This is a genomic window from uncultured Methylibium sp., from assembly GCF_902826655.1.
Lineage (GTDB): Bacteria > Pseudomonadota > Gammaproteobacteria > Burkholderiales > Burkholderiaceae_C > Methylibium.
On record NZ_CADEFR010000078.1, the window covers coordinates 1 to 13582 of the forward strand.

A 13582-nucleotide genomic window follows, 5' to 3' on the forward strand; every position below is an offset into this window, starting at 1 on the left:
GGCGTAGCCGAACATCAGGCCCTGGTCGCCGGCGCCGGTGTTCAGGTGGTCGTCGGACGCGTGGTCCACGCCCTGGGCGATGTCGTTGCTCTGCTTGTCGTAGGCCACCAGCACCGCGCAGCCCTTGTAGTCGATGCCGTACTCGGTGTTGTCGTAGCCGATGCGCTTGATGGTGTCGCGCGCCACCTGGATGTAGTCGACATGCGCGTTGGTGGTGATCTCGCCGGCCAGCACCACGAGGCCGGTGTTGGTCAGCGTCTCGGCGGCCACGCGCGAGCGCGGGTCCTGGGTGAAGATCGCGTCGAGGATCGCATCGGAGATCTGGTCGGCCACCTTGTCGGGGTGACCTTCGGAAACCGATTCCGAGGTGAAGAGAAAGTCGTTCGCCACTCTTAAACTCCAGTCCATCAAGTTGCAACTCGCGTTGCCGGCCTGGTGGGAGGAGCGGCGAACGCTTTAGCGGTTTGTTGAGCCCGATTCGTCATCGTGACCCGGCGGTGATGGCACCGCGATCGCCCCGCAAGTAGTCCTGTAACTCGGCGACCCCGCGATTCTAACGACCCCGATGAGCCGCTTTCTGATGACCCTGATGCGTGCCCTGGCCGGCTGGCCGCTGTGGCTGTTGCACGGGTGCGGCGGCGCGCTGGGCTGGCTGGTCTACGCGGCGTCGCCCAGCTACCGCGGCCGCTTCCGCGCCAACGTGGCCCGCGCCGGCGTGCCCTGGCCGCAGGCGCGCGCCGGCATCGCGGCCGCCGGCCGCATGCTGGCCGAGCTGCCGCCGCTGTGGCTGCGCCCGCACGACGCGAAGCTGCTGGTGCCGGTGCAGTGGCAGGGCGGCGAGCTGATCGAACGCGCCCAGGACAGCGGCCGCGGCCTGGTGATGCTGACGCCGCACCTTGGCTGCTTCGAGGTCGTCGGCCAGTCCTACGCCGAGCGCTACGGCGCCGGCCGCGGCGCGATGACGGTGCTGTATCGCCCCGCCCGCAAGCCCTGGCTGCGCCCGCTGGTCGAGGCGGCGCGCCGCCGCCCGGGGCTGGATGCCGCCCCGGCCACGCTGGCCGGCGTGCGCCAGATGATGCGCGCCCTCAAGCGCGGCGAGGTGGTCGGCCTGCTGCCCGACCAGGTGCCGCCCGAGGGCCTGGGCGTCTGGGCGCCGTTCTTCGGCCAGCCGGCCTACACGATGACGCTGGCCGCGCGCCTGGTGCAGCAGACCGGCGCGGCCCTGCTGCTGATCTGGGGCGAGCGCCTGCCGGGCGGTGCCGGCTACCGTGTGCGGGTGGCCGAGCTGGGCGAGCCGCTGCCCGACGACGCCACCGCCGCAGCCGCCGCCATCAACCGCGCGATGGAGCGGCTGATCCTGCAGTGCCCGCAGCAGTACCTCTGGGGCTATCACCGCTACAAGCAACCTCGCGCCGGCGCCGTGGCCGGCGCCAACGACTGACATGCGCATCGTCCTGGTTCTGCTGTGGCTGCTGCACTGGCTGCCCTTGCCGCTGCTGGCGCTGCTGGGTCGTGGCCTGGGCATGCTGCTGTGGCCGCTGGCCGGCTCGCGCCGGCGCATCGCGCTGCGCAACCTCGAGCTGTGCTTCCCCGACTGGCCCGAACAGAAGCGCCGTGCGCTCGCCTTCCAGCACTTCCAGTGGCTGGGCCGCAGCCTGCTCGAGCGCGGCCTGCTCTGGTACGCCTCGCCCGAGCGGCTGCGCCGGCTGATGCACGTCGAAGGCCCGGCCAGCTTCGCCGACACCCACGCCGGCCCGGTGATGTGGCTGGTGCCGCACTTCATGGGCCTGGACGTCGCCGGCGCGGCGGTGCAGCTCTTCATCGCGCGGCCCGGCTGCTCCATCTACCAGGCGCAGAGCAACAAGGTCTTCGACGCCGCGCTGCGGCGCGCGCGGCTGCGCTACGGCAACGCGAAGATCTTCGCGCGCAACGAGACCGCCAAGCCGCTGATGCGCGCCATCAAGGACGGCATGGGCTTCTTCAACCTGCCCGACATGGACTTCGGCGCCAAGGACGCGGCCTTCGTGCCCTTCTTCGGCGTGCCGGCCGCCACGCTGCTGGCGCCGTCGCGCATGGCGCGCCTGCTGGGCATGAAGGTGCAGCCGGTGATCGCCGAGATGCTGCCCGGCGGGCGCGGCTACCGCGTGCGCTTCCACGAGCCCTGGGCCGGCTTCCCGACCACCGACGCCGAGGCCGACACCGCCTGGATGAACCGCTGGATCGAAGACCGCATCCGCGAGAACCCGGCGCAGTACCTGTGGGTGCACAAGCGCTTCAAGACGCGGCCGGAGGGCGAGCCTTCGCTGTACGCCTGAGCGCCGGGCTCAGCGCCGCGACAGCGTCCAGGCCGTCGTCGCGTTGCGCAGCCGCAGCGTCTGCGCGTCGAGCAGTTCGCCGGTGACGGGCTGCCAGCGGCCGTCCGGCGCGATGTGCTGGCCGCGGAAGCCGCGGCCAGCCACCGCCTCGATGCTGAGCACGGTGTGGCCGGCCTGCAGCGCGCCGCCACCCGGGACGGTGACGAAGCCGCGCACGCCGGCGATGCGCAGGCCGTAGCGGCGCTGGGCGCTGTACCACTCGCCGTCGAAGGCCGACGCGGCCGCTGCGCCTGGCCGCAGGCCGGTCATCAGCGGTTGCAGCCCCAGGGCCTGCAGCAGCGGCTGGCGCTGGACGGCGAACTGGTCGGCGCTGCGCGGCGCCGCGATCGACAGCGTCAGCAGCGCCGCCAGCGGCAGACCGACGGCGAAGGCCAGCGCGATGACTGCGCGTCGCGCCGAGCCGGCCTCGCGGCGACCGGGCTGCGCGGCCATCATCGCCACGCCCAGCGCCAGGGCCGGTGTCTGCAGCAGCAGGAAGTCGCGCAGGGCCGGGCCGGGCAGGGCGGCGAGCGCCGCGGGTCCCTCGCCGCCGCGCAGGGCGGCCAGCAGCGCGTCGCCCTCGCGGAACAGCCAGAAGCCGACCGTCAGCAGCAGGCCGTAGGCCAGCATGACGAATGAGCCGCTGCCGTAGCAGGCGAGGTAGCGCGGCGCAGGCGGCGCACCGGCCGCGGCGGCTGCGCCGAAGCGCGGGCGCAGCACGGCGTACAGCAGCAAGGCCGCCAGCGCGCCGCCGATGGCGACGTGCGCCAGCAGCACCAGGCCGGCGACGAAGGCGGCGTTGAGCACGGCCGCGTCGGTCGCGAAGCGCAGCACCTCGGCGTGGCGCACCAGGAAGACGAAGGCCCAGGCGCTCGAGAAGATCGAGGCCAGCACCGCCAGCAGCGAGACGACGCAGGCTGCCAGGAAGCCGAGCCAGCCGCCGAAGGTGGCGTCGAGCCGCCAGCGCAGCACCAGCGCGCAGGCCAGCAGGCCGGGGCCGTGCAGCATCGCCAGCGCGCCGGCCAGCATCCCGGGGCGCCAGCGCGGATCCTCCGCGGCGGCGCTCAGCTGCTCCAGCACGCGGCCGGCGACGTCGGCCGACTCCAGGCTCACCAGGCCGACCTGCAGCGCGGCCGTCGCGATGCGGGCCAGCTCGAACAGCAGGCCCGGCTGGCGCCGCCCGTCGAGCAGCAGGGTCAGGCCGAAGCCGACGCCGGCCGTGATCAGCACGTAGGCCATCAGGCCGATCAGGGCGGCGCCGTAGGCCTCGCCGTAGGTCGGCGCCTGGCGGCCCGGCCGCAGCCGCGCCGCGGCGAACACCAGCAGCGCGGCGATCAGCGCCGGCAGCAGCAGCGTGACCGCCAGGGCGATGCCGACGCCGATCGCGGCGAGCACGGCGCCGGCCACGACCAGGATGCCGAGGCCGCCGCCGCCGCCGCCCCCATCGCCGCCGCCACCGCCACCGCCCCAGGGGGACGGCGACTTCGCGGGCGGCGACGACGCGACCGCGTTCTGCCGCGCGCGCTCGGCGTCGTTGCGACCGCGCTGGTAGTCGACCCAGTCGACGTTCGCGCCCGGTCCGCGGCCGTTGCGGCCGTCGAAGTAGTCGTCGTTCATGCGCGTCCGGAGCCGCCGGCTCCGCCCCTCGCCACCTCGCCACCTCGCGCGGATGCTAGGACGGGACCTGCGGGCCGGCAAGGCAGGGTTCGCCGCCGGCCGCTACCATGGACCGACCATGAGCGAGCGCCCGTCCTTCGCCCTGCTGCGGTCGGCCGCCACCGACACCGACCCGGCCGAGACCCGCGAGTGGCTGGACGCGCTGGCCGCGGTCGTCGCGCAGGCCGGCCGCGAGCGAGGGCTCTACCTGCTGGAGCAACTGGAAGAGCAGGCGCAGCAGCAGGGCATCGTGCCGCACGTGCTGCCGTACTCGGCCTACCGCAACACCATCCCGGTGGAGCGCCAGGGCCGCTATCCCGGCGACCTCGAGATCGAGCAGCGCCTCGCGACCATCATGCGCTGGAACGCGCTGGCGATGGTGATGCGCGCCAACGCGGCCTACGGCGACCTGGGCGGCCACATCGCCAGCTATGCGTCGGCGGCCGAGATCTTCGAGGTCGGCTTCAATCACTTCTTCCGTGCCGACGACCTGGTGTACTTCCAGCCGCACTCGGCGCCGGGCGTCTATGCGCGCGCCTTTCTCGAAGGGCGGCTGAGCGACGAGCAGCTGGCCCGCTACCGGCAGGAGTGTGGGCAGGGGGCCGGCGGCGGGGGCCTCAGCTCCTATCCTCACCCCTGGCTGATGCCGGACTTCTGGCAGTTCCCCACCGGCTCGATGGGCCTGGGGCCGCTGAGCGCGGTCTACCAGGCGCGCTTCCTGCGCTACCTGCAGCACCGCGGCCTGGCCGACACGCAGGCGCGCCATGTCTGGGGCGTGTTCGGCGACGGCGAGATGGACGAGCCCGAGTCGATCGCCGGCCTGACGCTGGCCGCGCGCGAGCGGCTCGACAACCTGACGTTCGTCATCAACTGCAACCTGCAGCGCCTCGACGGCCCGGTGCGCGGCAACGGGCAGATCATCCAGGAGCTGGAGTCGCTGTTCACCGGCGCCGGCTGGAACGTGATCAAGGTGCTGTGGGGCAGCGACTGGGACGCGCTGTTCGCGCGCGACACCGACCACGTGCTGCTGCGCGCGCTGGCCGGCACGGTGGACGGCCAGTACCAGACCCTCGGCGCGAAGGACGGCGCCTACAACATCGAGCACTTCTTCCGCCAGAACCCGGGCGTGCAGGCGCTGGTCGCGCACATGAGCGAGGCCGAGATCGACGCGCTCAAGCGCGGCGGCCACGACCTGCGCAAGCTGCACGCCGCGTTCGCCGCGGCGCAGGCGCACGAAGGCCGGCCGACGGTGATCCTGGCCAAGACCAAGAAGGGCTACGGCATGGGCGGTGCGGGCGAGTCGCGCATGACCTCGCACCAGGCCAAGAAGCTGGACCTCGACGGGCTCGAGGCCTTCTGCCGGCGCTTCGGCCTGCCGCTGACCGACGCCGACCGCGAGCAGCTGCGCTTCTACAAGCCCGACGACGACAGCCCCGAGATGCAGTACCTGCGCGAGCGCCGCAGCGCGCTCGGCGGCGCGCTGCCGCAGCGCCGGCGCGAGGCGCCGGTGCTGCCGGTGCCGCCGCTGGCCGCCTGGGGCGGCTTCGCGCTCGACGCCGACGGCAAGGAGATGAGCACCACGATGGCCGCGGTGCGACTGATCGCGGGGCTGCTGAAGGACCCGCAGCTCGGTCCGCGCCTCGTGCCCATCGTCGCCGACGAGGCGCGCACCTTCGGCATGGCCAGCCTGTTCCGCCAGATCGGCATCTACGCGCCCGATGGCCAGCTCTACGAGCCCGAGGACGCCGGCTCGATGCTGAGCTACCGCGAGGCGAAGGACGGCCAGCTGCTGGAAGAAGGCATCACCGAGGCCGGCGCGCTGGCCTCGTGGACGGCCGCCGCCACGTCCTACAGCGTCAGCGGCCTGGCCATGCTGCCGATCTACATCTACTACTCGATGTTCGGCTTCCAGCGCGTCGGCGACCTGATCTGGGCCGCGGCCGACCAGCGCGCGCGCGGCTTCCTGTTCGGCGCCACCGCCGGCCGCACGACGCTGGGCGGCGAAGGCCTGCAGCACCAGGACGGCAGCTCGGTGCTGGCGGCCGCGCAGGTGCCCAACTGCCGCGTCTGGGACCCGTGCTTCGCCGGCGAGCTGGCGGTGATCGTCGAGCACGCCGCGCGCCGCATGCTGGAGCAGCAATGCGACGAGTTCCACTACGTGACGCTGATGAACGAGAACTACGCGCAGCCCTCGCTGCCGGCCGCGGCCCACGACGACCTGCTGCGCGGCATGTACCTGCACGCGCAGCGCGAGGCGCCGGACGCCGCCGCCGGCGTGCGCCTGCTGGGCTCGGGCGCGATCCTGCGCGAGGTCATCGCCGCCGCCGGGCTGCTGGCCGCGGACTGGCAGGTGCCGAGCGAGATCTACTCGGTGACCAGCTTCGCCGAGCTGGCGCGCGAGGCGCGCGAGGTCGAGCGCGCCAACCGCCTGCAGCCGCTGGAGCGCGACCGCCGCAGCCATGTCGCGCGCCTGCTGGCCGGCGACGCGCCGGTGATCGCCGCGACCGACTACGTGCGCGCCTGGCCGCAGCTGATCGCCGAGTACGTGCCGGCGCGCTACGTCACGCTGGGCACCGACGGCTTCGGCCGCAGCGACACGCGCGCCGAGCTGCGCCGCCACTTCGAGGTGGACCGCCACCACATCGTGCTGGCCGCGCTGCAGGCGCTGGTGCGCGCCGGCCGGCGCGAGCGCACGGTGCTGGCGCACGCCGCGCAGCGCTACGGCCTGGACACCGCGGCCGAGCCGCCCTGGGGCCGCTGAGACCCCTTCGACCCGTTCAACCCGCAAGGAGACACGCCATGCAGCTGGATGCCGAACAACAGGCACGCTTCGACCGCGACGGCTACCTGTTCTTTCCCGGCCTGTTCCGGCCGGACGAGGTGAAGACGCTGACCGACGAGGTGCCGCGCCTCTATGCGATGGACCGGCCCGAGAACGTGCGCGAGAAGAACGGTCGCTCGGTGCGGACCAATTTCGCCGCGCACCTGTACAGCGCGCCCTTCGCGCGGCTGTCGCGCCACCCGCGCATGATCCGGCCGGTCGAGCAGCTGTTCGGCGAGAAGCTCTACATGCACCAGTTCAAGATCAACGGCAAGCAGGCCTTCGACGGCGACGTCTGGCAATGGCACCAGGACTACGGCACCTGGCTCAACGACGACCTGATGCCGACACCGCGCGCGATGAACGTCGCGATCTTCCTGGACGAGGTCAACGAGTTCAACGGCCCGCTGATGTTCATCCCCGGCAGCCACAAGCTCGGCGCGCTGCCGGCGGGCCACGACCTGACGACGACCAGCTACCCGCTGTGGACCATCGACAACGACGCGATCGCGCAGCTGGTGGCGAAGGCCGGCGGCCGCGAGGGCGGGATCGTGTCGCCGCAGGGTCCCGCCGGCTCGATGATCATGTTCCATTCCTGCCTGGTGCATGCCAGCAGCAGCAACCTCAGCCCCTGGCACCGCGTCAGCGTGTACCTGAGCCTGTGCGCGGTGTCCAACCACATCCGCCGCCACAAGCGCGTGGAGTACATCGCCCACCGCGACTTCACGCCGATCGAGACCCTGCCCGACGATTGCCTGCTGAAGCCCTATCCGGTGGACCTGCCGTGGCAGGGCGGCACGCCGGCGTCGGCGCTGGTGACGTCGATGGAAGAACTGAAGGAGATGGCATGAACTTGCATCGCATGTTGCAGGCACGCCAGGCCGAGAACCGCCCGCTGCGCGTCGCGCTGATCGGCGCCGGCAAGTTCGGCTCCATGTACCTGAGCCAGGCGCGCCGCACGCCGGGCATCCACCTCGTCGCCGTCTGCGACCTGAGCCCGGCGCGCGCGAAGCAGGCGCTGCTGGGCGTCGGCTGGGACGAGGCGCAGCTCGCGGCGCGCTCGCTCGACGACGCGCGCCGCACCGGCACGACCTTCCTCACCGACGACACGCCCGCGGCCATCGCCAGCGACGCGGTCGAGATCGTCATCGACGCGACCGGTTCGCCGTCGGCCGGCATCGCCCACGTGCTGGCCTGCTGCCGGCACGGCAAGCACATCGTGATGGTCAACGTCGAGGCCGACGCGCTGGCCGGGCCGCTGCTGGCGCGCAAGGCGCGCGAGGCCGGCATCGTCTACTCGCTGGCCTACGGCGACCAGCCGGCGCTGATCTGCGAGATGGTCGACTGGGCGCGCACCGCGGGCTTCGAGGTCGTGGCCGCCGGCAAGGGCACCAAGTACCTGCCGGCTTACCACGCCAGCACGCCCGACACCGTGTGGCAGCACTACGGACTGAGCGCCGAGGACGCCCAGGCCGGCGGCATGAACGCGCAGATGTTCAACAGCTTCCTCGACGGCACCAAGAGCGCGATCGAGATGGCCGCCGTGTCCAACGCCTGCGGCCTGACGCCGGCCGACGACGGCCTGGCCTTCCCGGCCTGCGGCGTGGACGACCTGGCGCGCCTGCTCAAACCCCGGGTCGATGGCGGCCTGCTGCAGCACCGCGGCCAGGTCGAGGTGATCTCGTCGGTCGAGCGCGACGGCCGCCCGGTCTTCCGCGACCTGCGCTGGGGCGTCTACGTCAGCTTCGCCGCCGACAGCGACTACGTGCGCCGCTGCTTCAAGGAATACGGCCTCGTCACCGACTCCAGCGGCGAGTACTCGTCGATGTACAAGCCCTTCCACCTGATCGGCCTGGAGCTGGGCATCAGCGTCGCCAGCGCCGGCCTGCGCCGCGAGCCGACCGGCGCGCCCTACGCGTGGCGCGGCGATGTCGTCGCCACGAGCAAGCGCCTGCTGCGCGAGGGCGAGATGCTCGACGGCGAGGGCGGCTACACCGTCTACGGCAAGCTGATGCCGGCGGCCGCGTCGGTGGCCGGCGGCTACCTGCCGCTGGGCCTGGCGCACAAGCTCAAGCTCAAGCGCGAAGTCGCGGTCGGCCAGCCGGTGCGCTGGGACGACGTGGTCTTCGACGCCGCGGCCGAGGCGGTGGCCTTCCGGCGCGAGATGGAGCGGGGAGTGATCGGCGGCTAGACCCGGTTCTCCGGGCACTTGACCACCTTGCACTTGCAGCCGCCGTCGCCGCGGCAGTCGCAGTCCATGCACACGACGATGACGCGGCGGCGCGCGCGCGTCGTGGTGCGCGGCGGCGTGACGCGCCAGGGCAGCGGCGCGCGGCCCATCAGCACCTGCAGCGGCGTGGCTTCGCGCGCGCCGGGCAGCGCGGCCGCCAGGCGGTAGCCGGCACGCACCAGCCGGGCGCGCGCCGTGCGCAGCGCCAGGCGGTAGGCGTCGCAGCCGGCCTCGAAGGGCATCATCGGCAGGCGCTCGGGATGGCTGGCACGCAGCCGGGCCCGGCCGGCGGAAATCACGAGATCGAAGTCGAGGTGCTGGGGCTTCTTCATCGGTGTCTCCTCATCGAGCCCCGAGCTTGTCGGCCGCCGCCCCGCGAACGCCATCCCTCGGTCGCAGTTCAGCCCGGCACGTTCAGCGAGATCGAGAACACGCCCGCGACGAAGCCCAGCAGCGACTTGGCCAGGCCCGTGATGGCGGGCTCGGTCTGGTCCTTGGTGCGCGCGTAGAAGAAGACCGCGACCAGCAGCGAGGCCACGTACAGCAGGGCGCTGGCGACCTGGAGCTGGCCGACCGAGCCGTTGCCCGCGCTGCCGGCCGCCGCCGACGACGGCAGGCCGACGACGTAGCCCACGTAGGTGGCGAGCGACACGCTGATCGTCGTCACCGACAGCGACTGGAACTGCCGGTAGCCGCCGGCCTGCGTGCTGGCCGGCGTGGGATGCAGGCCCAGGTCGAACAGGCACAGGTAGTACCAGGCCAGGCCGGCGACGCCGGCGATGAAGATCAGCCAGTCCTTCAGCTGCGCGTTGGTGATCGACGCGGTGATCGTCTGCAAGGCGTCCATGGCGGGCTCCGCGGGGCCGCGTCGGCGGCGATGCGGGCACGCTAGCCTGGGGCTGCGGCGGGCGTCAATCCTGCGGCTTGCGGCCGCCGTCGCGCGCCGCCTTGGCGAGGTGCTGCAGCACCGGCACGAAGCGCCCCTCGGTACGGCCGTCCATCTGCGCCATGAAGCATCCCTGCCCGGCGCCGCGCAGGAAGGCGCGGCGCGAGGCGGTCTCGGGCGTGGCGTCGGCCTTGCCGGCGAAGTCCGCGGTCAGCACCTGGTTGCAGTGTGCGGCCGAGGCCTTGACGGCCGACTCGCAGGCGCTCGCGTCGGCGAAGCGCAGCACGCGCAGCAGCGTGTCGTGCGTGCACATCTCCAGGAAGGGCGCCTCGTCGGTGATCCACGGTGCCGGCTCCGTGCGGTCCTGGGCCTGCAGGGACGCGGCAGCGGCCAGCGCGATGAGGCCGGCGACGGCGCGGCGAAGACTCGGGGGCTTGTTCATGGCCGGATCAGGAGGCCGTCCGGGCCGGGCAGTTGAAGCGGCGCAGCGGCTGCACGCGCCACGCGATCGGCGCGCCGCTCAGCGGGTCGGCCATCGGCGGCTGCGCGGGGATCCACCGGCCCTCGGCGTCGAGTTCGAGCAGGCTGAGGAAGGACGTCGGATAGCCCTGGCCGTACTGCAGCTCGTAGCGCCGGCCGGCCTCGACCGTGAAGGCCACGGTGAAGCTGTGGCGGATCGTCCCGGCGGTCGACTCGCCGTACCAGCCTCGCTGCACGAAGACCTCGCGCCCGGCCGGCACAGCGACGAAGCGCTCGTGGGTGCCGATCTCGCGCGGGTTGCTGCAGCGGGCGTCATCGAACACCGTCGTGCCGACCTTGGCCCCGGCGGTCGTGAAGCGGACCAGCGCGGTCGGGCCGCCGGCGGGCGGGGTGTACTCGGGCAGGGTCTGGCAGCCGGCGAGCAGCAGCAGGCTGCCCGCCCAAACGCCGCGGCGAAGAACGTTCATCTTTCTTCCTCCCGGCGCCACGATAGCGGCGAAGCGAAGCGGTGGTCTGCCGCGGAACTGACAGGTGCGCGGCTTCAGCGCCGCCAGCGGGCGGCCCACCACGGCGCCACCAGCACCACCAGCAGCACGACCGGCCACAGGTTGCCGTCGTGGAAGCGATGGGCCTCGACCAGTTCGACCCAGGCCTTGCCCTGCACCACGCGGCCGAAGCCGAACTCGAAGGCCAGCGTCGCCGCCAGCCAGCCGAGCCCGATGCCGGCGAGGTGCCGTGCCGGCAGCGGCGGCAGCCATGCGACCAGCAGCCGTGCTGCGGCCAGCACGCAGGCCGACAGCAGCAGGCCGCTGAGCACCAGCGCCGCCGGCCGTCCGAGCCAGGGCACGAGCAGCGTCTCGCGCAGCGCGCCGTTGGCAACCGCGCAGACCAGGATCAGCAGCCACACGGCGGCGGCGCGCAGCGCGATGGCGGCAGCCGTCGACCGCATGCCGGCGACCGCGCTCAGCGGCGGTCGATCTCCTTGATCATCTCGGCCGCGATGGCCTGGATCTGCTTGTCGGTCATCGCCGAGAAGATGCCTTCCCAGGCGCTGGACGAGGTGGCGTACTTGCGCGTGCCCAGCTCGCGCTGCGAGGGCAGCTCGAAGAAGCTGGCCTCGGCGTCGATGTAGGCGTTGCCGGTCATCACGCCGAAGCCGTAGCGCGCGCCGGGCGACAGGTAGCGGTAGTCCTTGACCGTCACGACCACCAGCGTGCCGGGCGTCGCGGTCGCGGCGGGCTGCGCCTCGAAGTAGTCGAACTGCTTGCCGGCGCCGGACGCCGCCGACGACACCGCGGTGCGCCACTCGGTGCGGAACAGCTCCCAGTCCGTCGACTTGGCCAGCGACGGCGCCGGCTTGACCAGCAGCGCCACGCGCTTGCTGGCCGCGGCCGGCACCTGCAGCGTGGCCGCGTTGTCGCCGGCCGGGCGCTGCACGGTGGCGGCGCAGCCGGTCAGCAGCGCGAGGGTGAGGGGGACGAGCAGGGCGGCGAGTCGGCGCATGGGGCAACGGGGAGTGGAGGGTGCGCGGATGCTAGCGGCCCATGCTGCGACTAGCGCCGGTGCGTCGTGCCGCCTTCGGGGGCATGCGGCGTGCCCGGCAGCTGCGGCGTCACCGGCGGCAGCTTCGGCAGCTTCGGGTCCGGCGCGAGGCCGCGGCAGCCCGGGCCGCCATGGGTCGACAGGCAGCCGGGATAGGAGTCGGTGGCCTCCTTCGACTTGCGGCGGTCGTCCTGGCTCTTGCACTCGCCGGCGTCGGCGGCGCACTTCGGTTTGGCAACGGCGATGCCACTGCCGAGGCTCAGGGTCAGGCCGGCGGCGAGGGCGGCCATCGCGACCGCGCGCGATGTCTTCTTGGGGAACTGGGCGATGTTCATGATCTGCACTCCTCGTGGAAGGTGAAGGCGACGGCATGCGCCGGCGCTGCTTCCGTTTTAGGTCGTGCGTCGTTAGGCCGGCGTTAGGCGGCGCCCTTCGGCGGCGCGCCGCGCGGCATCAAACGTGGGGGGCAGCCTCAGCCCAGGTACTTCCAGCTGCTCGCGCCGTCCAGCAGGCGGATGCGCACCGGCCCCAGGACTGCGGGGTCGAAGTTGCGCGCGTTGACGCCGACGCGTGCGCCGGCGGTCGGCACGATGCGCTCCCAGTGCGTGATGCAGCCGCAAGTGCTGCAGCGCACGAAGCGCAGGAGACGGTCGCCCCAGGCGTAGTGGCTGGTCGCGCCGCTCACCCGCAGCTGCGTGGCGGGGAAGTAGGCCCACAGCGTGCCGTAGCGCCGGCAGATCGAGCAGTTGCAGTTGGTCAGGCTGCGCGGCCGGCGCGGGATCTCGATGCGGACGGCGCCGCAGTGGCAGGTGGCGGAGAGCATGAGCGAGGCTCCTCCGATGGCTAGCCGTGCGGCATCCGGCCGCCGGCCGGGGACCAGTTCTCCCAGGGCACGTCCTGGAAGCAGAGCATCAGGTTCTCGGTATCGAAGCCCTGGGCCGCCAGGCGCTCGACAAGCGTCGCCAGCACCTGCTTCTTCACCTTGACACTGCGGCCCGCGCCCAGCAGCACCTCCACCAGCACGAAGTCATCGGTGCGCCGCGTGCGCACGTCGGGGAAGCTGTCGTCGTAGCGGAAGTCGTCTTCGCCGAGTTCGATCACGCGGTGGAAGCGGTCGTGCGGATCGACGCCCACGCCCACCAGTGCATCGTGCACCGCGTCGAGGACCATGGTCTTGAAGGCGGCGGGCTTGGGCTTGCGGAGGGTGAGGGTGACGATGGGCATGGGGTGTTCAGGACACAAACAAACTACCGATGCTTCCTAGTCTTCTGGCTCGAGAGACTGCCGCAGCGTGCGAGGCTGACGGGTTTCTCTTCGAGACTAAAGAAAACTTGAGCGTTAGATCGGCAGCTACCGTTAACTCTGGCAAGTCCGCTATACCGATAGCACCTCTGTGTCGTCAGTGCTTGATACTCAACATCAAACTCCAACGTCAGAGCTCGAGTTGGATCAGCTCCTGAATGAAGTTTGAACGCTTCAATGAATGCTTCCCCAACCTCGCCGTGCGCAATTTTTTGTCCCTGCGCCAGTATGACCCCCGAGCCCGTACTCCCTACCTCTAAGGAACGTCTGCATAACTCGCCCGAATCTTGCATGACGTGAAGCCATGAACA

The 13582-nt window shown here is 72.0% G+C and carries 16 protein-coding genes; 5 read left to right on the forward strand and 11 right to left on the reverse strand.

Annotated elements, in window-relative coordinates; all coding sequences use genetic code 11:
- A partial coding sequence (locus QZV97_RS18710) for an S-adenosylmethionine synthetase N-terminal domain-containing protein (protein ID WP_295646199.1) occupies nucleotides 1–390 on the reverse strand: 390 nt, incomplete at its 3' end.
- A gap of 175 nt (nucleotides 391–565) precedes the next feature.
- Between QZV97_RS18710 and QZV97_RS18715 the strand changes: the two genes are divergently transcribed.
- Both QZV97_RS18715 and QZV97_RS18720 read left to right on the forward strand, forming a co-directional pair.
- Nucleotides 566–1441: a lysophospholipid acyltransferase family protein gene (locus tag QZV97_RS18715; protein ID WP_295646203.1), complete on the forward strand. Its 876-nt coding sequence runs from the start codon at nucleotides 566–568 to the stop codon at nucleotides 1439–1441.
- A 1-nt stretch (nucleotide 1442) separates the two neighbouring features.
- Nucleotides 1443–2315 (forward strand): lipid A biosynthesis acyltransferase, encoded by an 873-nt coding sequence (locus tag QZV97_RS18720; RefSeq protein WP_295646206.1) that lies wholly within the window; start codon nucleotides 1443–1445, stop codon nucleotides 2313–2315.
- A 9-nt stretch (nucleotides 2316–2324) separates the two neighbouring features.
- On the opposite strand, the gene QZV97_RS18725 is transcribed toward QZV97_RS18720, so the two are convergent.
- On the reverse strand, nucleotides 2325–3971 hold the full coding sequence (locus QZV97_RS18725; RefSeq protein WP_295646209.1) for a hypothetical protein: 1647 nt from the start codon (nucleotides 3969–3971) through the stop codon (nucleotides 2325–2327).
- Nucleotides 3972–4089: 118 nt separating this feature from the next.
- On the opposite strand from QZV97_RS18725, the gene mdeB reads away from it, so the two are divergent.
- The 3 genes from mdeB to QZV97_RS18740 are packed head-to-tail and all read left to right on the forward strand — an operon-like array spanning nucleotide 4090 to nucleotide 9022.
- Nucleotides 4090–6771: an alpha-ketoglutarate dehydrogenase gene (mdeB, locus tag QZV97_RS18730; protein ID WP_295646213.1), complete on the forward strand. Its 2682-nt coding sequence runs from the start codon at nucleotides 4090–4092 to the stop codon at nucleotides 6769–6771.
- Between the two features lie 38 nt (nucleotides 6772–6809).
- A complete protein-coding gene (locus QZV97_RS18735; RefSeq protein WP_295646216.1) occupies nucleotides 6810–7682 on the forward strand; it encodes a phytanoyl-CoA dioxygenase family protein in 873 nt (290 codons plus the stop codon).
- A complete protein-coding gene (locus QZV97_RS18740; RefSeq protein ID WP_295646219.1) occupies nucleotides 7679–9022 on the forward strand; it encodes a Gfo/Idh/MocA family oxidoreductase in 1344 nt (447 codons plus the stop codon). The genes QZV97_RS18735 and QZV97_RS18740 overlap by 4 nt, the downstream gene beginning before the upstream one ends.
- Here the strand turns inward: QZV97_RS18740 and QZV97_RS18745 are convergent.
- From QZV97_RS18745 to QZV97_RS18785, 9 genes are all read right to left on the reverse strand, one after another.
- Nucleotides 9019–9393, reverse strand: a complete 375-nt coding sequence (locus QZV97_RS18745) for a hypothetical protein (RefSeq protein WP_295646222.1) — start codon at nucleotides 9391–9393, stop codon at nucleotides 9019–9021. The two genes, QZV97_RS18740 and QZV97_RS18745, sit on opposite strands and share 4 nt — an antisense overlap.
- Before the next feature lie 68 nt (nucleotides 9394–9461).
- Nucleotides 9462–9908: a hypothetical protein gene (locus QZV97_RS18750; RefSeq protein ID WP_295646226.1), complete on the reverse strand. Its 447-nt coding sequence runs from the start codon at nucleotides 9906–9908 to the stop codon at nucleotides 9462–9464.
- Nucleotides 9909–9972: 64 nt separating this feature from the next.
- Nucleotides 9973–10389, reverse strand: coding sequence for a hypothetical protein (locus QZV97_RS18755; protein ID WP_295646229.1), 417 nt, complete (start codon nucleotides 10387–10389; stop codon nucleotides 9973–9975).
- Between the two features lie 7 nt (nucleotides 10390–10396).
- A complete protein-coding gene (locus QZV97_RS18760; RefSeq protein WP_295646232.1) occupies nucleotides 10397–10894 on the reverse strand; it encodes a hypothetical protein in 498 nt (165 codons plus the stop codon).
- Nucleotides 10895–10968: 74 nt separating this feature from the next.
- Entirely contained in the window at nucleotides 10969–11376 is a 408-nt protein-coding gene (locus QZV97_RS18765; RefSeq protein WP_295646236.1) for a hypothetical protein, read from the reverse strand.
- Between the two features lie 14 nt (nucleotides 11377–11390).
- Nucleotides 11391–11930 (reverse strand): hypothetical protein, encoded by a 540-nt coding sequence (locus tag QZV97_RS18770; protein WP_295646239.1) that lies wholly within the window; start codon nucleotides 11928–11930, stop codon nucleotides 11391–11393.
- A 50-nt stretch (nucleotides 11931–11980) separates the two neighbouring features.
- Nucleotides 11981–12304 (reverse strand): hypothetical protein, encoded by a 324-nt coding sequence (locus QZV97_RS18775; protein WP_295646242.1) that lies wholly within the window; start codon nucleotides 12302–12304, stop codon nucleotides 11981–11983.
- 137 nt (nucleotides 12305–12441) lie between these two features.
- A complete protein-coding gene (locus tag QZV97_RS18780; protein ID WP_295646245.1) occupies nucleotides 12442–12792 on the reverse strand; it encodes a GFA family protein in 351 nt (116 codons plus the stop codon).
- A gap of 20 nt (nucleotides 12793–12812) precedes the next feature.
- Nucleotides 12813–13193, reverse strand: coding sequence for a tautomerase family protein (locus QZV97_RS18785; RefSeq protein WP_295646247.1), 381 nt, complete (start codon nucleotides 13191–13193; stop codon nucleotides 12813–12815).
- Nucleotides 13194–13582: the final 389 nt, after the last annotated feature.